Here is a 20,930-nt window from a genome sequence, read left to right as displayed (position 1 = left end):
TCAGCGCCCCCCGTCGTCCACCGCCTCGATGTGGTCCCCCACGGCGACCACCAGGACCCGGGTGTCCGGCACGGTGGCCCGCCAGCGGTGCCGGACCCCGCCGGTGAGGAAGAGGCTGTCGCCGCGTCCGAGGCGGTAGGCGCGGCCCTCGGCCTCCATCTCGACGGCCCCCTCGACGACGTACATCAACTCGTCGTTGCGGTGCTGGAATTCGCGGCCCTCGTCGTGGTCCCCGATGAATTCCAGGGCGTGCAGCTGATGGTGACCGCGCGCCAGCTCGCGTACCCGCGCGTCCGGCTTGGAGGTGTCCAGATCCGTGTCGTCGTCGGCGCGCACCACCTCGACGGTGCGGGCCGGATCGGCCGCGGCGAGCAGTTCCACGTCGGTGGTGCACAGGGCGTCGGCGACGCGCTGCAGGGAGCGCATGCTGGGGCGGGCGCGCTCGTTCTCGATCTGGCTGAGGAACGGCACCGAAAGGCCGCTGCGCTCGGCGACGACGGCCAGGGTGAGCTCCAGCTGCCGGCGGCGCCGCCGCACGGCCGAGCCCACCCGGAGGGTCTCCTTGTGCTCGTCCATCGCCTCGGCTCCCTTCAGCGCATCGGTCCACTCTCAACCCTGAGGGGTTTTCTGCACCCTACGCATGTTCGCCAAACGGTTTTGCCCCGTTGCCCGGACCGACGGCTACAGCTTGTGCCAATAAAGCAGCTGCCCGGCCTCTCCGGGCGCGGAACCTTCGGCGGGTATGAACAGGCTCACCAGCAGGGCGGGTTGGCCCTCCGGGTCGGTCAGCAGGGTCGCCGAGGGATTGGCGAAGGCGCCGCTGCCGCCGTGCGTACGGATGTCGAGCCGGTCCGCACGGCCGCTTGAGGGGTCGTAGGCGTACGTGCCCCAACTCCCGAAGTCGCCCCGCCGCCCCTGCCCCTCGATGAGCACCACGCGGCGCCCGCCGAGCTCGACGGGCGCCCGGTCCCCGATGTTGCCGCCGTTGCCCCAGGTCCGCACGGCACGGTCGAGACGCCGGTCGGGCTCGGCGTGCCAGTCCCGGAAGCCGGTGAGCGTGGCGCGCAGCTGGCGGTCGGTCTCGCAGCCCGCGCGGTAGTGCCCGGTGAGGTGGATCGTGGCGCCGCGTACGGCGGTGATGCTCGGGGTGCCCTCGGCGCAGCGGGAGAGGGTGAGCGGCGCGTCGAAGGCCCGGTGGGAGCGGCCTTCGAGGAGCGCCGGCAGATCCTCGTACGCACGGATCGCGATGTGGTTGCGGGGATCCTTCTCGTACGCGAGGACGAAGCCCCCGCGGCCGTCGTGCGCGAGCGAGGCCTGGTGGGTGCCGGGGCCGAAGTCGTGGCGGCGCTGCCAGTGGCGCAGATCGGTGGAGGTGGCGACGGCCGCGTGGAAGCGGCCGTCGGCCAGGAGCGTGTGGTAGACGGCGAGGTACGTGCCGTCCTGGGCCTGCTCGATCTGGGCCGCGTCCATGGTGCGGCCGGTGTGGTCCCGCGCGTCGTAGCGGTGTCCCGCGGCGGCGGTGACGTCCTCGGCGAGCGCGGCGAGGCGCGCGGTGCCCGCGGAGGCGGGGGTGGCGTCCGCCCGTGCCAGCTGCGCGACGAGCAGGGCCACGGCCAGGGCCAGGACGGCGGCGACGGAGAAGAGCGCCGTCCTCGGCTGCCTTGCGGTCACGGGTGGGGTCTCACGTTCGGGTGTTCAGAAGTGCGGGCCCCGTCGAGGTTAAGGACTCGGCGGCCCCCGCAGGAACGCCGGAAGGGGTGGGCTTCGCCACAAGGCGAGGCCCACCCCTCGGGAGTGCCGACCGCGTACGGCTACTTCGCGGCGGTCATCTTCTCCTCGAAGCCCGGGTTCTTCTTCAGCCAGGCGTCGACGGCCTTGGGCTCATTGCCCTTGCCCGCCTTGTTGATCTCGTTCTCAAGGCCTGCCAGCTGCTCCTCGCTCATCTTGAAGTCCTTGAGCCACTTCGTGAGCTGCGGGTACTGGTTCGGGAAGTCCTTGCTGGAGAGCGTGCGGATCGTGTCGCCCTTGCCGAAGGCGCCCTTGGGGTCCTTCAGTTTGGTGAGGTCGTACTCGTTGTACGCCCAGTGCGGCGACCAGAGCAGGACCGCGATCGGCTCCTTCTTGGCGTACGCGGCCTTCAGCTCGGTGAGCATCGCCGGGGTCGACCCGGCGGCGATCTCGTACTCCTTGTCGAGGCCGTACTGCGGCAGGACCTTGTCCTTGAGCGCCGTCATGACGCCCGTGCCCGGCTCGATGCCGATGATCTTGCCCTTGAACTTGTCGCCCTTGCCCTTGAGGTCCTCCAGGGACTTCACGTCCTTGACGTAGGACGGGACGGCGACCTCCAGGGAGGTCGGGCTGTACCAGGAGCCGAGGTCCTTGAGGTTGGCCTTGTTCTTGTCCCAGTACGTCTTCTGGGTCGTGGGCAGCCAGGCGTCCAGGTTGAGGTCGAGGTCGCCCTGCGCGAGACCGGTGTAGACCGGGCCCACGTCGGCCGGCGTCAGGTCCATCGTGTAGCCGCGCTTCTCCAGGACGCGCTTCCACAGGTTGGTGACGGCGATGTTCTCGTCCCACGCGAAGTACGCGGCCTTCAGCGGACGCTTGCCCTCGTCGCTGCCGGAGTTCTTCGGCAGCGGCGCCAGCTTGTCGACGACGCCCGGGTTCTTCTTCAGCCAGGTGCGCACGGCCTCCTGCTGCTGGCCCTTGCCGGCCTTGTTGATCTCCGCCTCAAGACTCGTGAGCTGCTTCTCGCTCATCTTGAAGTTCTTCAGCCACTTGCCGACCTCGGGGTTCTCCTTCGAGAAGCCCTTGCGCGCCAGCGTGTGCACGCCGTCGCCCTTGCCCCAGGCGCCCTTCGGGTCCTTGAGCTTCTTCAGCTCGAAGTCGCTGTACGCCCAGTGCGGCGACCACAGGGTGGTGACGATGGGCTCCTTCTTGGAGTACGCGGCCTTCAGCTCGGCCAGCATCGCGGGCGTCGAGCCGTCGACGACCTTGTACTCCTTGTCCAGGCCGTACTCGCCGAGGACCTTGTCCTTGAGCAGGCCCATCATTCCGGCGCTCGACTCGATGCCGGTGATCTTGCCCTTGAACAGGTCGGACTTGCCCTTGAGGTCCTCGAGGGAGTTGATGTCCTTCATGTAGGCCGGGACGGTCAGTTCGAGGGACGTCGGGCCGAACCAGTCGCCCAGGTCCTCGAGGTCCTTGCCGTACTTCTTCCAGTACGAGGCGTGCGTCGTCGGCAGCCAGGAGTCGGTCTGGAAGTCGATGTCGCCCTGCGCCAGGGAGGTGTACAGCGGACCGGCCTCCAGCTGGCTGGTGGTCACCTTGAAGCCGCGCTGCTCCAGGACTTCCTTCCAGAGGAAGGTGGAGGCGACGCCCTCGTCCCAGGGGATGTAGCCGATCTTGACTTCCTTGCCCTGGCCGACGTTCTTGGCGTCGGCCACGGACTCGGACTTGGTGCCGCCGAAGATGCCCATGCCGCCCGCGACGAGCGCGAGGACGACGACGCCGACCATCGCGACGACGGGCCGGGGGCGGTAGTTCCAGATGTTCAGGCCCTGCGCGGCCCGCAGCTTGGCGAGCGCGCGACGGCCCAGCGGCGAGACCTGGCCGCCCAGGCCGCTGGTGACGCGGTCCAGGTAGATGGCGAGGATCACGATGGAGACGCCCGCCTCGGCGCCGAGACCGACGTCGAGCTGGCCGATGGCCGCGTTCACGTCGGCGCCGAGACCCGGCGTGCCGACCATGCCGGTCAGGGCCGCCATGGACAGGCCGAGCATGATGACCTGGTTGACACCGGCCATGATCGTCGGCAGCGCGAGCGGCAGCTGGACGCGGAACAGGGTGTTGCGGGGCGTGGTGCCGAACGCGTCGGCGGCCTCGACCAGTTCCTTGTCGACCTGGCGGATGCCGAGCTCGGTCATGCGGACGCCGGGGGCGAGCGCGAAGACGATCGTGGCGACGATGCCCGCGGGGGCGCCCATGCGGAAGAACAGCAGCGCCGGGATGAGGTAGATCATCGCGGGCAGCGTCTGCATGAAGTCCAGGACGGGGCGCACGATGCCGCTGACCGTCTTGGAACGGGCCGCCCAGATGCCCACGGGCACGGCTATGACCAGCGCCACGAAGGTCGAGACGAGCACCAGGGACAGCGTCATCATCGCGTTGTCCCACAGCTCCAGGGACACGATGAAGGCGAAGCCGACGAAGGAGAGCACACCGCCGAGCAGGCCGCGCAGCCAGAAGGCGATGACGGCGAGGATGCCCGCCATCAGGAGCGGCTCGGGCGCGGAGAGGACGTCGTAGACGCCGTCCCACATGTTCTGGAAGATCGTCTTGATGAAGTCGAACAGCCAGTCCATATGGGTTCTGAGCCATTCGACCGAGTCATTGACCCAGTCGCCGAAGGGAATCCTAGGCACCGCTGCTCACCTTGCCCACGCTCTTGCCGCCGTTGTCCTTGGCCTGCTGCGCGGGCACGGCCGCGTCCTGCGGCCCGTCCTCGCGCGGCGCCGGCTCCCCGAGCACGGCCAGCAGCCGTCCCCTGGGCACGACGCCGATGAGCGCGCCCTTCCCGTCGGTCACGGCGACCGCCACGTCGCTGGTGGAGCAGGGCGTGAACAGCTCGATGATCGGGGTCTCGGCGGTGACGGTCGCCGGGGCGTCCGCCAGATCGAAGTCCTCCGGGGCGTCGGCCATGATCGCGCCCGCGGTGAGCACCCGGGAGCGGTCGACGTCCTGCGTGAAGGAGGCGACGTAGTCGTTGGCCGGGGTGACCAGGATGTCCTCGGAGGTGCCGATCTGGACGATGCGGCCGTCGCGCATGACGGCGATCTGGTCGCCCAGGCGCATGGCCTCGTTCAGGTCGTGGGTGATGAAGACGATGGTCTTCTTCAGCCGCTTCTGGAGCACCAGGAGCTGGTCCTGCATGTCGCGGCGGATCAGCGGGTCGAGGGCGCTGAACGACTCGTCCATGAGGAGCAGGTCGGCGTCGGTGGCGAGCGCGCGGGCCAGGCCCACGCGCTGCTGCATGCCGCCGGACAGCTCGTCGGGCCAGGACTTCTCCCAGCCCTTGAGCCCGGCGAGCTCGAGCGCCTCGGTGGCGCGCTTCTCGCGCTCGGCGCGCGGGACGCCCTGCACTTCGAGGCCGTAACCGGCGTTCTCGAGCACGCTCCTGTGGGGGAAGAGCGCGAAGTGCTGGAACACCATGCTGATCTTCTTGGAGCGCACCTCGCGCATCTCGCGGGCGCTCAGCTCGGTGAGGTCCTGGCCGTCGAAGCGGACGTGACCGGCCGTCGGCTCCGACAGCCCGTTGAGCATGCGCAGCAACGTGGACTTGCCGGATCCGGAGAGACCCATGACGACGAAGATCTGGCCCGGCTCGACCTCGAAGGAGGCGTCGATCACGGCGGCGGTGGTGCCGTCGGCGCGCAGCTCCTCTCGGTCGGCTCCGTGGCGGAGTTTCTCCACCGCGTCATCGGGTCGTCTGCCGAACACTTTGTACAAGTGCTCGGCCTGCAGCCTGGACACATACACCTCTCGGGTCGAACCAAGACGGCCCGCCTCCCCCGCCGGCGGGCCGTGGAACGCAGTGGCTTCTGCCCACTTGCCCGATCGAAATGTTGAATCCTCGACCGGGTTCGCTCCGGGTGCGCGCCTTCCCGGGCTTACACAAACCAAACCCAGGAGTGTCCCAGTTCACATGTGTTGCACTCTCGGCACCGTTCGGCGCGATGCGCAACGGGTGCGCTCCTCCGGTGCCGTACGGCTCCGCTGCGGGCGCGCTCCCCCGGTGCCGTACGGCTCGGCTGTCGGTGCCGTGCGGCATGATGCGCAACGTGACTCAGCGAACACGACGGCTCATGCTTCTCGACACGGCGTCCCTCTACTACCGGGCCTACTTCGGGGTCCCGGAGTCGATGAAGGCCCCCGACGGCACCCCGGTCAACGCCGTGCGCGGACTCCTCGACTTCATCACCCGCCTCGTCCAGGACCACCGCCCCGACGACCTGGTCGCCTGCATGGACGCGGACTGGCGCCCGCACTGGCGGGTCGAGCTCATCCCCTCGTACAAGGCGCACCGCGTGGCCGAGGAGGTCCCCGAGGGCCCGGACGCCGAGGAGACCCCGGACACGCTCGCGCCGCAGGTCCCGATCATCGAGGACGTGCTCGACGCGGTGGGCATCGCGCGCGTGGGCGTGCCCACGTACGAGGCCGACGACGTGATCGGCACCTTCGCGGCCCGCGCGAGCGGCCCGGTCGACGTCGTCACCGGCGACCGCGATCTCTACCAGCTGGTGGACGACGAGCGCGGCATTCGCATCCTCTACCCCTTGAAGGGGGTCGGCTCCCTCCAGATCACGGACGAGAGCTGGCTGCGCGAGAAGTACGGCGTGGACGGCCCCGGCTATGTCGACCTCGCCCTGCTGCGCGGCGACCCGAGCGACGGCCTGCCCGGCGTCCCCGGCATCGGCGAGAAGACGGCGGCCAAGCTCCTGGACGCCTTCGGCGATCTGGCCGGGATCATGGCGGCGGTCGACGACCCCAAGGCGAAGCTCACCCCGTCGCAGCGCAAGCGGCTCGACGAGGCGCGCGCGTATGTGGCGGTCGCGCCGAAGGTCGTGCGGGTCGCGGGCGACGTGCCGCTGCCCGATGTGGACCTCGCGCTTCCGCGGGAGCCGCGCGACCCGGCGGCGCTCGACGAGCTGGCGGCGCAGTGGAATCTGGGCGGCTCCCTGCAGCGGCTGCTCTCCACTCTTCACGCCTGAGGTGTTAACTTAGGCTTGCCTAAGTACTTATGGATCAGGGGAGGCCGTCGCCATGGCAGAACGTCCTGCACGCACAGCACCGAAGGCCCACGTCGGGCGCGTGGTGCGCACGGAGCGGCTGACCCCGCACATGCAGCGCGTGGTGCTCGGGGGTGAGGGGCTCGCCGGGTTCACGGCGGGCGACTGCACCGATCACTACGTGAAGCTGCTCTTCGACGCCGAGGGCGTGACGTACCCGGAGCCCTTCGACATGCAGCGGATCCGCGAGGAGTTCCCGCGCGATCAGTGGCCGGTGACCCGGACGTACACGGTGCGCTGGTGGGACCCCGAGGCCCGCGAGCTCGCCCTCGACTTCGTGATCCACGGCGACCAGGGCCTCGCGGGCCCCTGGGCGCGCGACGCCCGGCTCGGCGACACCATCCGCTTCCTCGGCCCCGGCGGCGCCTACGCCCCCGGCGCGGACGCCGACTGGCATCTGCTCGCCGGTGACGAGAGCGCCCTGCCCGCCATCGCCGCCGCGGCGGAGGCGCTCCCGCAGGGCGCGGTCGCCCATGTCTTCGTGGAGGTGGAGGGGCCCGACGAGGAGCAGAAGATCGCGACGGACGCCGAGGTCGTCTGGCTGCACCGCGGCGACCGGCCGGCCGGCCAGCTGCTCGTCGAGGCCGTGCGCTCCCTGGAGTTCCCGGCCGGCGACCTGCAGGCCTTCGTGCACGGCGAGGCGGGCTTCGTGAAGGAGCTGCGCCGCTATCTGCGCGTCGAGCGCGAGGTACCGCGCGAGCGCCTCTCCATCTCCGGGTACTGGCGCCTCGGCCACAACGAGGACGGCTGGCAGGCCTCCAAGCGCGAGTGGAACGCCCAGGTGGAGGCGGAGCAGGAGCAGGCAGCGTAGCCCCCGCCCCGCGCCCCGCGAGGGGCGCGGGCGCCGCACGACCGGCCGCGGACGGCCCGCAGGCTCCCGCGCCGCCCCGGCGTCACGCCGAAGCGACAGGCCCGTCGTCCTTGAGTCGCGCGTGCAGATGCATGTCGTGCCAGCCGTCCTCGTGCAGCCCCGCACCGCGCTTGGTGCCCTCCACCGCGAAGCCGGTCCTCAGGGCGACCTTGCAGGACGCCTCGTTGGCCATCGAGTGGGTCAACTCGATGCGGTGCAGACCCACTTCGTCGAAGGCCCAGTCCACGAGCGCGGTGACGGCGCGCGAGGCGACGCCCTTGCCGCGCGCCGACGGCATGGTCCAGTAGGCGATTTCGGCCTGCCCGTCGGCGAGCACCATGAGCTTCAGGGCGATCCGGCCCACCAGCTCGTCCGTAGCCGCGTCGGCGACCGCCCAGTACGCGTCCCGTTCCTCGGCCCAGCTCGCGCGCCACTCCTCGATCCAGCCGAGCGCCTCGCTCTCGGACACGGCCACGCGCGCGTGCCAGCGCTGGATCACGGGGTCCTGGAACGCCTCGTACACGGCGGGCGCGTCGGCGACCGACCAGGGGCGTATGACGAGACCGCCGGGGACGGGGATCACCGGCTGCTCCTGTCCGGCGAGCGCGCCGGACTCGACTACGTCTGGGATCTTGAAGGGCATGGCCTCATGGTGGCAGCGCCGCGCGGCCGACGGCACTGAATTTCCCCCGGCGCAGAACCGGCGCAGGACCGCCACCGCCCCGCCGCCGACACCACCCTGACCTGCACCGCCCCGTACGCTGGCCCCCTGATGAGACGAAAGCCCCGCATTCCCCCCGCACCGCTTCCCCAGCGCGACGGCGTCGACCCCGTCCGGGTCAAGCTGCCGCCCGAGGGCCCGTGGCGGACCGTGCGGGACCATCTCGTGGAACGGCTCGCGCCCGGGCCCGAGGTCATCGACGCGATGCTGCGGGCGGGCAGGATCGTCGGCGCGGACGGGACGCCGGTGGCACCGGACACGCCGTACGAACCAAGCGCCTTCGTGTGGTTCCACCGGGACCTGCCGGCGGAGGTCCCGGTCCCCTTCTCCCTCGACGTCGTCCACCGCGACGAGCACATCGTCGTCGTCGACAAGCCGCACTTCCTCGCGACGATGCCGCGCGGCAGCCACGTCACCCAGACCGCGCTCGCCCGGCTGCGCGTGGAACTCGGCATCCCCACGCTCGGCGCGGCCCACCGCCTGGACCGGCTCACCGCGGGGCTGCTCCTGTTCACCGTCCGGCCCGCCGAACGCGGCGCCTACCAGACGCTGTTCCGGGACCGCCTCGTGCACAAGGAGTACGAGGCAGTGGCCGCGCACGACCCGGGCGTACCGCTCCCGCGCACCGTGCGCAGCCACATCGAGAAGGACCTCGGGGTCATCGCCGCATACGAGGTCGCGGACGCCGAGCCGAACAGCGAGAGCCTGATCGAACTCGTCGAGCACCGCGCGGGACTCGGCCGCTACCGCCTGACCCCGCACACCGGGCGCACCCATCAACTGCGCGTCCACATGAACGCGTTGGGCCTGCCGATCCTCGGCGACCCGGTCTACCCGGTGGTGACGGGACCCGTGCCGCCGGACGACTTCCGGCGGCCCCTGCAACTCCTGTCACGCGTCCTGGAGTTCACGGATCCGGTCACCGGCGCCGCACACCGCTTCGTGAGCGGCCGGACGCTGGAGGCCTGGTCGGCGTACGAGACCTGGCGTACGGGCCCCGACACCTGTGACCCCCGGGATCAGTAACCCCGCCACCAGGTCAGGAAGCGCCGCCAGGCCCCCTTGGGACGGACGGGCTCGGCCACGGGCGCGGGCGGGGGTGCCGCCTGCTGCGGCGGTGCCGGGACCACGGGCTCCGGCCTGCGCGGCGGGGACGACACATGCCAGTCCCTGCGCGGCCCCGGCAGCTGCGCCGAAGGACGGGCCATCACGTCCTGCGGCGGCCGCGGCGCGAAACGCACGGGCAGCTGCACCAGGTGCCGCGAGAGGATCGACGACGTCCAGCGCAACTCGCGCTCGTCCACGTCGAGTTCGACGTCCGGCAGGCGCATCAGGAGCGCGTCGACACCGGTGTCGGCGATGGCGCGCCCGATGTCCTGTCCCGGGCACTCGTGCGGTCCGCCGCTGAAGGCGAGGTGCGAGCGGTTGCCCTGCATGTTGGCGGCGAGGTCGGGGCGGACCACCGGGTCGACGTTGCCGGGCGCGATGCCGAGGATCAGGCCGTCGCCCGCCCTGATCCGCTGGCCGCCGAGCTGGGTGTCCTGCTTGGCGAAGTAGCCGACCATGGCACTGAACGGCGGCTCGTCCCACAGGGACTGCTCGACCGCCTCGGGGACCGTCATCTGGCCGCCGCTGAGCTGGGCGCGGAAGCGCGGGTCGGTGAGGACCATCCGCAGCACATTGGCGATGAGGTTGGCGGTGGCCTCGTACGCGGCGATGAGCACCAGGCGCAGGTGCGCGCCGACCTCGTCGTCGGTGAGCTGGGCGGGGTGCGCGATGAGATTGCTGGTGAAGTCCTCCTCGGGGTGGGCGCGCCGCCGGGCCACCAGCCTCATCAGGACTTCCATGATGTACGCGTTGCTGGCGATGGCGGTCTCGGTGCCCTTGATCATGTCGCGGGCCGACTGCACCATGCGCTCGTTGTACTCCTCGGGCATGCCGAGGACATGGCACATCACCATCATCGGCAGATGCTCGGCGAACTGGCTGACGAGGTCGGCCCTGCCGTCCTGGCAGATGTCGTTGAGCAGGTGGTTCGTATAGCGGTTGATATAGCGGCGGACGCCGCGGTGGTCGATGCCCGACATGGCCCCGGTGACCGCGCCGCGCAGCCGCTGGTGCTCGTCGCCCTCGGCGAAGGTGGCCATCGGCTGCCAGGTGAAGACGGGCGCGAGCGGATTGTCCGGGCCCGCGGTGCCGTCCTTCACGGCCCGCCAGATGCGCGAGTCGCGGGTGTACTGCGAGGGGGTGCGGACCATGTGGAGGTTCTCGCTGTGGCCGAGCACCGCCCAGATCGGCACGTCGTTGTGGATCAGGACGGGTGCGACCGGGCCGTGCTCGGCGCGCAGCTTTTCGTAGAGGCCCGCCAGATCGGTGTCGGCCTCGGGGCCGTAGAGGCGGCGCAGGCCGCCGGGGCCGAGGCCGTGGGCGGGGCAGCCCGGCGGTGGCGCGGCCGCGCTGTCGGTGCCGGGCCAGGAGGGGGAGGGAGGAGTCGTCACGTTCGTCGCTCCGGGTTCGCGGAAGGGGTTCCGGGGTTGCTGGGGTGGGTCCTGGCCGCGCTCAGACGCGGGCCACGGTCAGGGAGTGGAGGTAGCGCATCAGCGTCATCAGGGCGTCCCTGCTCGACTCCTTGCGGCGGGCGTCGCAGGTCAGGATCGGCACGGTGGGTTCCAGGTCGAGGGCCCTGCGCAGGGTCTCGATCGGGTGGTCCGGCGCGTCCGGGAAGGAGTTGACGGCGACGACGAACGGCACGCCGCGCTCCTCTAGGCGGCCGATCACGTCGAAGCTGACTTCGAGGCGGCGGGTGTCGATGAGCACGACCGCGCCGAGCGCGCCTTCGAAGAGGCCGTTCCACAGGAACCAGAAGCGTTCCTGGCCCGGGGTGCCGAAGAGGTAGAGGACCAGCTCGTCGGAGATGCTGATCCGGCCGAAGTCCATGGCCACGGTGGTGGCCGTCTTGGTCTCGGAGCCGTAGTTGTCGTCGACGCCGATGCCCGCCTGCGTCATGGTCTCCTCGGTGGTCAGCGGGCGGATCTCGCTGACCGAGCCGACCATGGTCGTCTTGCCGACCCCGAACCCGCCCACGATCACGACCTTCACGGCGGCCGCGGCCGTGTGCGGCAGGACGTCCTCGCTGCGGGGGCCGGTGATCGTGTCGGTGTTCTTAGAGTTTCTGAAGTCCATGCATCACCGCTTCGAGAAGGGACCGGTCGGGGAGCGCGGAGCGGACGATGGGCGCGCGCGCCTGAATGAGCTCGGTCGCCAGTAACTCCGTCAGGACTACGGTCACGACACTGAAAGGCAGCCCCATGTAGGCCGATAGCTCGGCGACGGACAGCGGCGTCGTGCACAGCCGCAGAATCGTGGAGTGCTCCGGCTGTGCCGTCGGAGCCGCCTCGCCCGCCGCGACGATCAGGGTGACCAGATCGAGCGGCGCGCGTTCGGTGTCCTCACCCGTGAGGATGTACAGCCGCTCGGGGTTCTCCGGGCTGCGGCGTGCACGCTGGGGCGGGGCATCGGGGGCGGGTCCGTCGCGTTGCGGAGGGATGTCGCCGGGTGGGGGGCCTTGCGAGGAGCCTTGCGGAAGAGTCATACGGCCTGCCCGTCACGCCGCGGGGGGCTCGTCAGGTGGGCGCCGATGCGCACGACGAGGTCCCGCATGCGGGTGCCGATGAGGCCTGCGTCGACGGTCTCGTCGGCGAGCACCGCGAGATAGGCGCCCGCTCCGGCGGCCATCAGATAGAAGTAGCCGCCGTTGATCTCGATGATGACCATCTTCATGTTGCCGTCGCTGTGCGGGATCTCCGTGGCGACGGCGGCGGCCAGGCTCTGCAGTCCCGCGCAGGCCGCGGCGATGCGGTCGGCCGCGTCCGGGTCGCCGCCGTAGCGCGCAATGCGCAGACCGTCGGCGGAAAGCACCACGATCTGCCGCGTCTGCGGCACGCCGTCGGCGAGCTCCTTGAGCATCCAGTCGAAATTCGCGCGTTGCTGGATCACTTCCAGCCCCCCTCATCGGTATTGCCGTGGTCGTTCTGGGTGGTTCCCTGCGGAGGGCTGTTTCCCTGCGGGGCGGACGGGTCGGGATCGGTGGGCTCCTCGCCCTTGACGCCCTTCATGAACGCCTCGATCCACAGGCCCGGTTCTGGTTCTTCGCGCTTGGGCGCGGGTGCCGGGGGCGTTGCGGTCGCGGCGGCGTGTGCCTCCGCGGCCCGCTGGGCCTCGGCCTCCTGGGCGTACCGCTCGCTCAGGGAGATCTTGACGCGGCTGCGGCGCTGCGGCAGGCCGTTCGGCGTCCATTCGGTGACTTCGGGGACGTCGTCCTGCATGGTCGCGGTGAGCGGGGAGCGCAGCGGCGGGCCCGCGGTGACGACGCGGGGCTTCTTGCGCCGGATGTTGCGGGCGGGCTCCTCGATGATGCGTCCGCCGTTGTCCACGCGCGGCACGGCGGAGGCGCCGATGCCGTGGGCGAGGCCGGGGGCGGGCCCGGTGGTGAGCATCTCGCGCGGCACGATGAGCACCGCGCGGACGCCGCCGTAGGCGGACTGCCGCAGGGAGACCTGCATGTTGTACATCTGCGAGAGCCTGCCGACCACGGCCATGCCAAGGCGGGGCGTCTCACCGAGGTCGTTGAGGTCGATGCCGGCCTGCGCCTGCTCCAGCATGCGCTCGGCCCTGGCCCGCGCCTCCTCGCTGAGGCTCACGCCGCCGTCCTCGATCTCGACGGCGATGCCGGTCTGCACCTCGACCGCGGTGACGTGCACCTTGGTCTGCGGCGGCGAGTAGCGGGTGGCGTTGTCGAGGAGTTCGGCGCAGGCGTGGATGAGCGGTTCGACGGAGGTGCCGTGGATGGCGACGTTCGCGATCGAGTGCAGTTCGACGCGCGGGTAGTCGAGGATCCGGGACATCGCGCCGCGCAGCACGCTGAACAGCGGCACGGGCTTGGGCCACTGGCGGCCCGGCCGGGCGCCGCCGAGCACGGCGATGGAGTCGGCGAGGCGGCCGATCAGCGCGGTGCCGTGGTCGATGCGCAGCAGGTCGTCGAAGACCTCGGGGTTGCGTCCGTGGAACTCCTCCATGTCGCGCAGTTCCGCGGCCTGTTGGTGGACGATGGACTGGACGCGCCGCGCGATGTTGACGAAGGCACGCTGCGCGGACTCGCGCATGGCTTCCTCGCGGTCCAGGGTGTCGAGCACGGAGCGCAGCAGTTCGCGCTGTGCGTCGGGGAGTTCGCGGTAGGTCTCGTCGCTGTCGACGACGTTGCGGACCACTTCGACGGGCGATTCGCCCTGGCGCAGCCGCCAGAGCGCCTCGGGCAGGATCTCCCGGCCCAGGCGGATGGTCTCGTCGTCATGGGATGCGATGCGCCGTTCGAGGAAGGCGAGCCGCTGTGCGTACTGCGCGCGCAACCCCCGGATGGCCCGGCCGCGCCGCACGGCTTCGGTGCCGACCACGACGACCATGAGGGTCGCGACGGCGCCGCACAAGGCCACGGCGGGGCGCGCTGGTTCCGCCACCGCGGCGACGGCGGCTCCGGTCGCCGCCGCCATCAGCATGGCAGGCAGCAACAGCACACGCGCGTAAGGGACTTCTCGGCCACCGGGAGGCGATTGAACACTCACCATGTATGCCCTCTGAACACTCGTCTTGGGGGTAATCGGGGGGTGGACTCTGGGGGGGAATGGGGGGTGGTTGAGCGGTGGAGCAAAACGAACTTTCGAAAGATCTATGAACAAGCGCGCGAATTTGTCGCAACTCGTTTCAACTCGCCGCGCTCCGGGCGAGCTTAGTCCGCCGGAATCATCGCCGAGTCATATTCGGCAACCCCCTGCAGACGCCTCATCAAGGGGCATACACTCACCCCATTTACACGCTTGGCGATCATTCGAACACCAGCGGTGACCTCTTCGAACGAGGGGAACGGACGGGCGGCACGGGAAGGACCGGCCGGACGGCGCAGCCGGGAATGCCCGCCGCCGCACCGTGGTTGATGCCCCGTATGGACGACTGCTCCGCCGCGCGCATGCGCCCTCAGCCGCGTCTGGTCACCCGCGACCACATCGACTTCGGTCGCGTGTGGTCCGCCGCGTGTTGTCTCTGACGGCTCCTCCACAGCCTCGACGACCGCGCACCACCGACCAGTTGACCGCAGCCAGAGCAGCAAGAGATGAGGCTCCGCCATGCCCGTCGAGTTCCTCGGCATCGCCGCCACCAACGAAGGCTCCGAAGTCACCGTGCGCTCCGGCGCCTCCTTCGACAAGGACTACACCCTCAGGCTCGCCAGGGCCCACGAGGACCACGGCTGGGACCGGGTCCTGTTCGCCTACGGCTCGGACTCCCCCGACCCCTCCCCCGCCGCCGCGTACATCGCCGCCCGCACCGACCGGCTGCAGATCCTGGTCGCGCACCGCCCCAACGTCTCGTACCCCACGTTCGCCGCGAAGACCTTCGCGACGCTCGACCGGATCAGCGACGGCCGCCTCGCGGTGCACTTCATCACCGGCGGCAACGACCACGAGCAGCAACGCGAGGGCGACTTCCTCACCAAGGACGAGCGGTACGACCGCACCCGCGAGGCCATCCAGATCATCAAGAAGGCCTGGACGTCGCACGAGCCCTTCGACCACGAGGGCACGCACTACCGCTTCAACGACTTCGTCAGCGACACCTTCCCGGTCCAACAGCCGCATCCGCGCGTCTCGTTCGGGGGCTCCTCACCCGCCGCGTACGCAGCGGGCGGCGCCGAGGCCGACATCTACTGCCTGTGGGGCGAGCCCCTGGCGCAGACCGCCGAGCAGATCGCGTCGGTGAAGGCGGCGGCGAAGGCGGCGGGCCGCACCGACGTGCCGAAGATCCAGGTGGCGTTCCGCCCGATCATCGCGCCGACCGAGGAACTGGCCTGGGAGAAGGCGTACGCGACCCTGGACCGCATCAAGGCCCGCAAGGCCGGCGTCCCGCTCTCCCGGCGCCGCCCGCTCGGCGCGCCGCAGAACTCCGGCTCGCAGCGGCTCCTCGCGGTGGCCGCTTCCGGCGACCGCCACGACCGCGCCCTCTGGACGCCGACCGCCGCGGAGACCGGCGGCGCGGGCAACTCCACGGCCCTCGTGGGCACTCCGGAGACGGTCGCCCAGGCCCTGCTCGACTACTACGACCTGGGCGTGGAGATCCTCTCCGCCCGCGGCTACGACCTGCTGGACGACGCGATCGACTTCGGACGCCATGTGATCCCGATCGTGCGTGAGGAGGTGGCGAAGCGGGACGCGGCGCGCTCCTGAGGGACGCGCCCCAAAGGGGCGCGGGGAACTGCGCGACCAGCCACGAAGCACCCGCAGCCTCCCGACACAGACGCACGAGCGGGCCCGGCCCGACAGGGCCGGACCCGCTCAAGGCCGAGAGGCTCACGCACTAGCCGACAGAGCTGTACGCCACGACCCCCCGCAACAACTGATCAACCGCCTTGCGGGCGTTCTTCGCGACCGTGCTGCCCTCCCGCGGCGCCGCCGCCGAGATCTGCCCGAGCACGTCGATGACCTGCTTGCACCACCGCACGAAGTCACCGGCCGGCATCTCCGCCTCGCGCAGGACCTCGTCGAGCCCCTTGTCGTTGGCCCACATGTACGCCGCCCAGGCGAAGCCCAGGTCGGGCTCGCGCTGCCCGACCCCCTCGGTCTGGCTGATCTTGAACTCTTCCTCGAGACCGTCGAGGCGACCCCAGATCCGCACCATCTCGCCGAGCGCCGCCTTGGCGGCCCCGGACGGCAGCTTCGGCGCGAGCGCGTCGTCGCCGACCCTCGCCTCGTACACCAACGCCGATACGCACGCGGCCAGTTCGGCGGGGCTGAGCCCCTCCCAGACCCCGGCGCGCAGGCACTCGCTGGCGAGCAGATCGAGCTCTCCGTAGAGCCGGGCGAGGCGCTTGCCGTGCTCGGTGACCTCGTTGCCCCGCAGATAGTCGAGCTCGGTGAGCAGGGCGACGATGCGGTCGAAGGTGCGGGCGATGGTGTTCGTCCGCCCCTCGATGCGCCGCTCCAGCTGCGAGGTGTCGCGCTTGAGCCGGTAGTAGCGCTCGGCCCAGCGCGCGTGGTCCTCGCGCTCGTCGCAGCCGTGGCAGGGGTGGGCGCGCAGCTCCGTACGGAGCCGGGCGATCTCCTGGTCGTCGGCGGCCGCCGCGCGCCCCTTGCGATGCCGGTCGGGGACGATGTGCCCGGCCTTGGTGCGCAGCGCGGAGGCCAGATCGCGCCGGGACTGCGGGGAGCGGGCGTTGAAGGACTTCGGGATGCGCATCCGCTCCAATGCCTCGACGGGCACCGGGAAGTCCATCGACGCGAGCCGCTTGACCTGCCGCTCGGCGGTGAGGACGAGCGGGCGCGGCCCGTCGACGTGGTCGAAGCCGCGGTGGCCGTTGGCCCGTCCGGCGGGCAGTCCGGGGTCGAGTACGAGCGCGAGGCCCGCGTACTTCCCCGTGGGGACGTGGATGACGTCGCCCGGCTTGAGCTTCTCCAGGGCGGCGGCAGCGGCGGCCCTGCGCTGGGCCGCGCCCTGCTTGGCGAGCTCGGTCTCGCGGTCCTTGAGCTCGCGGCGCAGTCGCGCGTACTCCTCGAAGTCGCCCAGGTGGCAGGTCATGGAGGCCTTGTAGCCTTCCAGGCCCTCCTCGTTCTTCTGCACCTGCCGGGAGATCCCGACGACCGACTTGTCGGCCTGGAACTGCGCGAAGGACGTCTCCAGGAGCTCGCGCGAGCGGTGCCGCCCGAACTGCTCCACGAGGTTCACCGCCATGTTGTACGACGGCTTGAAGCTGGACCGCAGCGGGTACGTGCGCGTGCCCGCGAGCCCGGCCAGGTGCTCGGGGCTCATGGCGCGCTGCCAGAGCACCACCGCATGGCCCTCGATGTCGATGCCGCGGCGCCCGGCACGGCCGGTCAACTGCGTGTACTCACCGGGGGTGATGTCGGCGTGCTGCTCGCCGTTCCACTTGACGAGCTTCTCCAACACCACGCTGCGCGCGGGCATGTTGATGCCGAGGGCGAGCGTCTCGGTGGCGAAGACGGCCTTGACCAGGCCGCGCACGAACAGCTCCTCGACGACCTCCTTGAAGGTGGGCAGCATGCCCGCGTGGTGCGCCGCGATGCCGCGCTCCAGGCCCTCCAACCACTCGTAGTAGCCAAGGACATGGAGGTCCTCGTTCGGGATCGATCCGGTGCGCTCCTCGACGATCTCGCGGACCTTCATCCGCGCCTCGTCGTCGTTCAGCCGGAGGCCTGCGTACAGGCACTGCTGGACGGCGGCCTCGCAGGCGGCGCGGCTGAAGATGAACGTGATGGCGGGCAACAGGCCCTCGGCGTCGAGCCGTTCGATGACCTCGGGGCGGCCCGGCGTCCAGATCCGCGACCGCTGTCTGCGCTCGCGCTCGCGGTCGGCCTCGCGGATCATCTTGCCCTTGCGGCGCTCGCGCGGGTTGTACGAACGGCTGGCCTCCATCCGCGCCATGCGCGTGAGGTCGGGGTTGACCGCCTTCTTCTGGCCCTCGCCCTCCTCGAAGAGGTCATACATCCGACGACCCGCGAGCACGTGCTGGAAGAGCGGCACGGGCCGGTGCTCGGAGACGATCACCTCGGTGTCGCCGCGCACGGTGTCGAGCCAGTCGCCGAACTCCTCCGCGTTCGACACGGTGGCCGACAGGGAGACGAGCGTGACCGACTCCTGGAGGTGGATGATCACTTCCTCCCAGACGGCACCGCGGAAGCGGTCGGAGAGGTAGTGCACCTCGTCCATGACCACATAGCCGAGGTTGAGCAGCGACTGCGAGCCCGAATACAGCATGTTCCGCAGGACCTCGGTGGTCATGACGACCACCGGGGCATCGGAGTTGACGCTGTTGTCACCGGTGAGCAGGCCCACCTTGTCGGCGCCGTACCGCTTGGCGAGGTCGGCGTACTTCTGGTTGGAGAGCGCCTTGATGGGCGTGGTGTAGAAACACTTCTTGCCCTGCAGAAGGGCGAGGTGCACGGCGAATTCGCCGACGATCGTCTTGCCCGAGCCCGTGGGGGCGGCCACGAGCACGCCCTTGCCCGCCTCGAGCGCCTGGCAGGCCTCGATCTGGAAGGGGTCGAGGCCGAATTCGTACATCTCGCGGAAGGACGCGAGTGCGGTGGCCTGCTCGACAGCGCGCTTGCGCGCCGCCGCGTACCGCTCGGCCGGTGAGAGGTCCTCTGTCATCGTGCTTTCGAGACTACCGGGCACCACTGACAACGGACGATCATTATCGGGAGCTCACGGTGTCAGGACCCGTACCGCCCCCGGCACGCACTCGGCGGTCAGCGGCAGCGCGCCGAGCGGCTCCCCGTCCGCGTACCCGGTGATCCCCGGCGCGGCAAGCTCCACCTTGGCGGCCCGGTGCACGGTGACCTTCGGATGGTCGAGATGCGTGCCCTTGTAGACCCGCGGAAAGACCTTGAGCAGCGTCGTGCGGCTGCAGTCCCCGACCACGGTGACGTCGAAGAGCCCGTCGCTCATGTCGGCCGCGGCGCAGATCTTCATGCCGCCGCCGTACGACGATCCGTTGCCGACCGCGACGAGCGTGGCCTCGACCTCGTGGACGTCGCCGTCGTCCAGCGTGATGCGGTACGGGATCGGCTTGAACGCGGCCAGTTCGGCGACCATCGCCAGGTCGTACTTGAAGCGCCCGGTGGGCCAGCGCATCCGGTTGCCCCGGTCGTTGACCCGGGAGTCGAAGCCGGAGGCGAGCACGGTCCCGAACCAGGTCCCGTCGACCCGCCCCAGATCGATGTCGCGGGTGTGCGCCCCCTTGAGCGCCTCGGCGACGATCTCGCCCGCCGCGGCCGGCTCGCGCACCGGCAGGCCCAGGGACCGTGCGAAGTCGTTGCCGGTGCCCACGGCGATCACGCCGAGCGGGGTGCGCGTCCCGGCGACGGCCTGCAGCGCGAGGCTCAGCATGCCGTCGCCGCCGACGGCTATCAGCGCCCCGGTGCCGCCGTCGACGGCCTCGCGGGCCCGCCGCAGCGCGTCCGGGGCGTCCTCCCCGATGACCGTACGTACGGAGAAGCCGCGGGCCCGGAGCGCGGAAGCGGCCGGCTGCGCTGCGTGAGCGCCCCGGCCGCGGCCCGCGGTGGGATTGACGAAGAGGGTGATCTCGCTGGTCACGGCCGGACCCTACAAGGTCAGGTCACGTCGTCGAAACCGTTTACGCGTTGATCGGAGCGTCCGGTGCCCGCCTGCTCGGGCAGCGCCCTGGGCGGCCGCACCGATTCGACGTCACCGATGTCCTCGGGCGTGAGGTCGATGTCGGACGCCTCGTCGTCGTCGAGATCGGCGTCGGGGTTGTTGCTGCGGCGGCGCTTGTCGTTCAGCAGAGAGACGCCGACCGCCATGAAGTAGAGGACGACGATCGGCCCCGCGAGGGCGATCATGCCGACGGGGTCGGTGGTCGGGGTCGCCACCGCGCCGAAGATGAAGACGCCCATGACGACGCCCCGCCACCAGGTCATCATGCGGCGCCCGGTGACCATGCCCGTCATGTTGAGCATCACCAGGAGCAGCGGGAGCTCGAACGAGGCACCGAAGACGAGGACCATCCTGACGGTGAAGTCGAGGATCGTGTCCATCGGAAGAAGGTTCTCGGCCCCTTCCGGCGTGATGCCGAGCAGGACGCGCATGCTGACCGGGAGGATCGTGTACGCCAGCCAGCCGCCGCCCAGGAAGAGCGGCACGGCCGCGGCGACGAACCAGTAGGTGTACTTGCGCTCGTTCTTGTGCAGGCCGGGCGCGACGAACGCCCACAGCTGGTACAGCCAGACCGGGCTGGACACGATGATGCCGACCATGAGGCTGACCTTCACCGTGGTGGTGAAGGGCGACAGCAGGTCGTTGAACGTGACCTTCGCGCAGTGCCCGCCGGTCACGTCCATGCCGGGCTCGCAGCGCGGCACGGGATCAGCCAGGAACTCCATCAGCTGCTGGCTGTAGAACGCTGCCACGATCGACACGACCGTGATCGCGAGGAGCCCCTTGGCGAGCCGGTTGCGGAGCTCGCGCAAGTGCTCGGCGAGGGGCATCCGCCCCTCGGGGTCCTTCTCCTGCTTGCGGGCAGACTTGAGCAACCCACGTCCTCATCTCGTGCGGCAGGCCGGTCGTCACCGACCTTGGATCAGCGCTGCGTCGTACGGTCGGTCGGCTCGGTGACCGGGCGCGAGCTGGTCACGTCGCCGGGGGCCGCCTGGATGGTGCGCTGCTGGACGGCCGGGTCGCTCGGCGGGTCCGCCGGCGCGGCCTCGTCCTTCTTGCCTTCGGTCTTCATGGCCTTGGCCTCGCTCTTGAGGATGCGGGCCGACTTGCCGAGGGAGCGCGCCATGTCGGGCAGCTTCTTGGCTCCGAACAGCAGGACGATGACGACGAGGATGAGAATGATCTCGGTGGGGCCGAGCCTACCCATAGCTGATTACCTTCTTCACCGAGGCGACAGGAGTCTGGTTTGCTCGCAGATCGGACATTCATCCGACCT

General features: G+C 70.3%; 18 protein-coding genes. 4 read left to right on the top strand and 14 right to left on the bottom strand.

Annotation, left to right across the window (positions count from 1 at the left end):
* The 4 genes from ACFWZ2_RS12130 to ACFWZ2_RS12115 form a co-directional block, all read right to left on the bottom strand.
* Complete coding sequence (locus ACFWZ2_RS12130; protein ID WP_384544963.1) at nt 1–576, bottom strand: helix-turn-helix domain-containing protein; 576 nt, start codon at nt 574–576, stop codon at nt 1–3.
* A 105-nt stretch (nt 577–681) separates the two neighbouring features.
* A complete protein-coding gene (locus ACFWZ2_RS12125) occupies nt 682–1,671 on the bottom strand; it encodes a hypothetical protein (protein WP_384544962.1) in 990 nt (329 codons plus the stop codon).
* Between the two features lie 140 nt (nt 1,672–1,811).
* Nucleotides 1,812–4,421 carry an ABC transporter permease/substrate binding protein gene (locus ACFWZ2_RS12120; RefSeq protein ID WP_384544961.1) on the bottom strand — a complete coding sequence of 870 codons (2,610 nt, stop codon included), beginning with the start codon at nt 4,419–4,421 and terminating at the stop codon, nt 1,812–1,814.
* Nucleotides 4,414–5,529 carry a glycine betaine/L-proline ABC transporter ATP-binding protein gene (locus ACFWZ2_RS12115; RefSeq protein WP_384544960.1) on the bottom strand — a complete coding sequence of 372 codons (1,116 nt, stop codon included), beginning with the start codon at nt 5,527–5,529 and terminating at the stop codon, nt 4,414–4,416. The genes ACFWZ2_RS12120 and ACFWZ2_RS12115 overlap by 8 nt, the downstream gene beginning before the upstream one ends.
* Before the next feature lie 299 nt (nt 5,530–5,828).
* Between ACFWZ2_RS12115 and ACFWZ2_RS12110 the strand changes: the two genes are divergently transcribed.
* Together ACFWZ2_RS12110 and ACFWZ2_RS12105 are read left to right on the top strand one after the other, a co-directional pair.
* Nucleotides 5,829–6,767 (top strand): 5'-3' exonuclease H3TH domain-containing protein, encoded by a 939-nt coding sequence (locus tag ACFWZ2_RS12110; RefSeq protein WP_384545053.1) that lies wholly within the window; start codon nt 5,829–5,831, stop codon nt 6,765–6,767.
* Nucleotides 6,768–6,819: 52 nt separating this feature from the next.
* Nucleotides 6,820–7,656: a siderophore-interacting protein gene (locus ACFWZ2_RS12105; protein WP_384544959.1), complete on the top strand. Its 837-nt coding sequence runs from the start codon at nt 6,820–6,822 to the stop codon at nt 7,654–7,656.
* Between the two features lie 82 nt (nt 7,657–7,738).
* Here the strand turns inward: ACFWZ2_RS12105 and ACFWZ2_RS12100 are convergent, their stop codons facing one another.
* Complete coding sequence (locus ACFWZ2_RS12100) at nt 7,739–8,338, bottom strand: GNAT family N-acetyltransferase (RefSeq protein ID WP_384544958.1); 600 nt, start codon at nt 8,336–8,338, stop codon at nt 7,739–7,741.
* A gap of 129 nt (nt 8,339–8,467) precedes the next feature.
* On the opposite strand from ACFWZ2_RS12100, the gene ACFWZ2_RS12095 reads away from it, so the two are divergent.
* On the top strand, nt 8,468–9,442 hold the full coding sequence (locus ACFWZ2_RS12095) for an RluA family pseudouridine synthase (protein ID WP_384544957.1): 975 nt from the start codon (nt 8,468–8,470) through the stop codon (nt 9,440–9,442).
* On the opposite strand, the gene ACFWZ2_RS12090 is transcribed toward ACFWZ2_RS12095, so the two are convergent.
* The 5 genes from ACFWZ2_RS12090 to ACFWZ2_RS12070 all read right to left on the bottom strand — a co-directional run bounded on the left by ACFWZ2_RS12090 (nt 9,436) and on the right by ACFWZ2_RS12070 (nt 14,037).
* Nucleotides 9,436–10,914 carry a cytochrome P450 gene (locus ACFWZ2_RS12090; protein WP_384544956.1) on the bottom strand — a complete coding sequence of 493 codons (1,479 nt, stop codon included), beginning with the start codon at nt 10,912–10,914 and terminating at the stop codon, nt 9,436–9,438. The genes ACFWZ2_RS12095 and ACFWZ2_RS12090 overlap by 7 nt on opposite strands.
* 61 nt (nt 10,915–10,975) lie before the next feature.
* Entirely contained in the window at nt 10,976–11,599 is a 624-nt protein-coding gene (locus ACFWZ2_RS12085; protein ID WP_384544955.1) for an ATP/GTP-binding protein, read from the bottom strand.
* On the bottom strand, nt 11,580–12,008 hold the full coding sequence (locus ACFWZ2_RS12080; protein WP_384544954.1) for a DUF742 domain-containing protein: 429 nt from the start codon (nt 12,006–12,008) through the stop codon (nt 11,580–11,582). The genes ACFWZ2_RS12085 and ACFWZ2_RS12080 overlap by 20 nt, the downstream gene beginning before the upstream one ends.
* Nucleotides 12,005–12,412 (bottom strand): roadblock/LC7 domain-containing protein, encoded by a 408-nt coding sequence (locus tag ACFWZ2_RS12075; protein WP_098241423.1) that lies wholly within the window; start codon nt 12,410–12,412, stop codon nt 12,005–12,007. Before ACFWZ2_RS12075 ends, ACFWZ2_RS12080 begins: the two co-directional genes overlap by 4 nt.
* The gene (locus tag ACFWZ2_RS12070) at nt 12,409–14,037 is read right to left on the bottom strand and encodes an ATP-binding protein (protein WP_384544953.1); all 1,629 of its coding nucleotides are present in this window, start codon (nt 14,035–14,037) and stop codon (nt 12,409–12,411) included. Before ACFWZ2_RS12070 ends, ACFWZ2_RS12075 begins: the two co-directional genes overlap by 4 nt.
* A gap of 555 nt (nt 14,038–14,592) precedes the next feature.
* Here ACFWZ2_RS12070 and ACFWZ2_RS12065 point away from each other — a divergent pair.
* Nucleotides 14,593–15,687: an LLM class flavin-dependent oxidoreductase gene (locus ACFWZ2_RS12065; protein ID WP_384544952.1), complete on the top strand. Its 1,095-nt coding sequence runs from the start codon at nt 14,593–14,595 to the stop codon at nt 15,685–15,687.
* A gap of 130 nt (nt 15,688–15,817) precedes the next feature.
* On the opposite strand, the gene ACFWZ2_RS12060 is transcribed toward ACFWZ2_RS12065, so the two are convergent.
* The 4 genes from ACFWZ2_RS12060 to tatA all read right to left on the bottom strand — a co-directional run bounded on the left by ACFWZ2_RS12060 (nt 15,818) and on the right by tatA (nt 20,861).
* Nucleotides 15,818–18,628 (bottom strand): DEAD/DEAH box helicase, encoded by a 2,811-nt coding sequence (locus ACFWZ2_RS12060; RefSeq protein WP_384544951.1) that lies wholly within the window; start codon nt 18,626–18,628, stop codon nt 15,818–15,820.
* Between the two features lie 54 nt (nt 18,629–18,682).
* Nucleotides 18,683–19,573, bottom strand: coding sequence for a diacylglycerol kinase (locus ACFWZ2_RS12055; RefSeq protein WP_384544950.1), 891 nt, complete (start codon nt 19,571–19,573; stop codon nt 18,683–18,685).
* A 17-nt stretch (nt 19,574–19,590) separates the two neighbouring features.
* Nucleotides 19,591–20,484, bottom strand: a complete 894-nt coding sequence (gene tatC, locus ACFWZ2_RS12050; protein WP_384545052.1) for a twin-arginine translocase subunit TatC — start codon at nt 20,482–20,484, stop codon at nt 19,591–19,593.
* Between the two features lie 92 nt (nt 20,485–20,576).
* Nucleotides 20,577–20,861, bottom strand: a complete 285-nt coding sequence (gene tatA / locus ACFWZ2_RS12045) for a Sec-independent protein translocase subunit TatA (protein WP_384544949.1) — start codon at nt 20,859–20,861, stop codon at nt 20,577–20,579.
* Nucleotides 20,862–20,930 lie beyond the last annotated feature (69 nt).

The organism is Streptomyces sp. NPDC059002, assembly GCF_042740435.1.
In the GTDB taxonomy this organism is placed as follows: Bacteria; Actinomycetota; Actinomycetes; order Streptomycetales; family Streptomycetaceae; genus Streptomyces.
The sequence above is the reverse complement of the archived record's forward strand: the minus strand, read 5'-3'. Positions and strand labels throughout refer to the sequence as shown.

Bases quoted from the DNA above. Each gene is read 5' to 3' on its own strand.
- ACFWZ2_RS12130 (WP_384544963.1), bottom strand. From the start codon at position 576: ATGGACGAGCACAAGGAGACCCTCCGGGTGGGCTCGGCCGTGCGGCGG.
- ACFWZ2_RS12110 (WP_384545053.1), top strand. From the start codon at position 5,829: ATGCGCAACGTGACTCAGCGAACACGACGGCTCATGCTTCTCGACACG.
- ACFWZ2_RS12105 (WP_384544959.1), top strand. From the start codon at position 6,820: ATGGCAGAACGTCCTGCACGCACAGCACCGAAGGCCCACGTCGGGCGC.
- ACFWZ2_RS12100 (WP_384544958.1), bottom strand. From the start codon at position 8,338: ATGCCCTTCAAGATCCCAGACGTAGTCGAGTCCGGCGCGCTCGCCGGA.
- ACFWZ2_RS12095 (WP_384544957.1), top strand. From the start codon at position 8,468: ATGAGACGAAAGCCCCGCATTCCCCCCGCACCGCTTCCCCAGCGCGAC.
- ACFWZ2_RS12085 (WP_384544955.1), bottom strand. From the start codon at position 11,599: ATGGACTTCAGAAACTCTAAGAACACCGACACGATCACCGGCCCCCGC.
- ACFWZ2_RS12080 (WP_384544954.1), bottom strand. From the start codon at position 12,008: ATGACTCTTCCGCAAGGCTCCTCGCAAGGCCCCCCACCCGGCGACATC.
- ACFWZ2_RS12070 (WP_384544953.1), bottom strand. From the start codon at position 14,037: ATGGTGAGTGTTCAATCGCCTCCCGGTGGCCGAGAAGTCCCTTACGCG.
- ACFWZ2_RS12065 (WP_384544952.1), top strand. From the start codon at position 14,593: ATGCCCGTCGAGTTCCTCGGCATCGCCGCCACCAACGAAGGCTCCGAA.
- ACFWZ2_RS12060 (WP_384544951.1), bottom strand. From the start codon at position 18,628: ATGACAGAGGACCTCTCACCGGCCGAGCGGTACGCGGCGGCGCGCAAG.
- tatC (WP_384545052.1), bottom strand. From the start codon at position 20,484: ATGCCCCTCGCCGAGCACTTGCGCGAGCTCCGCAACCGGCTCGCCAAG.
- tatA (WP_384544949.1), bottom strand. From the start codon at position 20,861: ATGGGTAGGCTCGGCCCCACCGAGATCATTCTCATCCTCGTCGTCATC.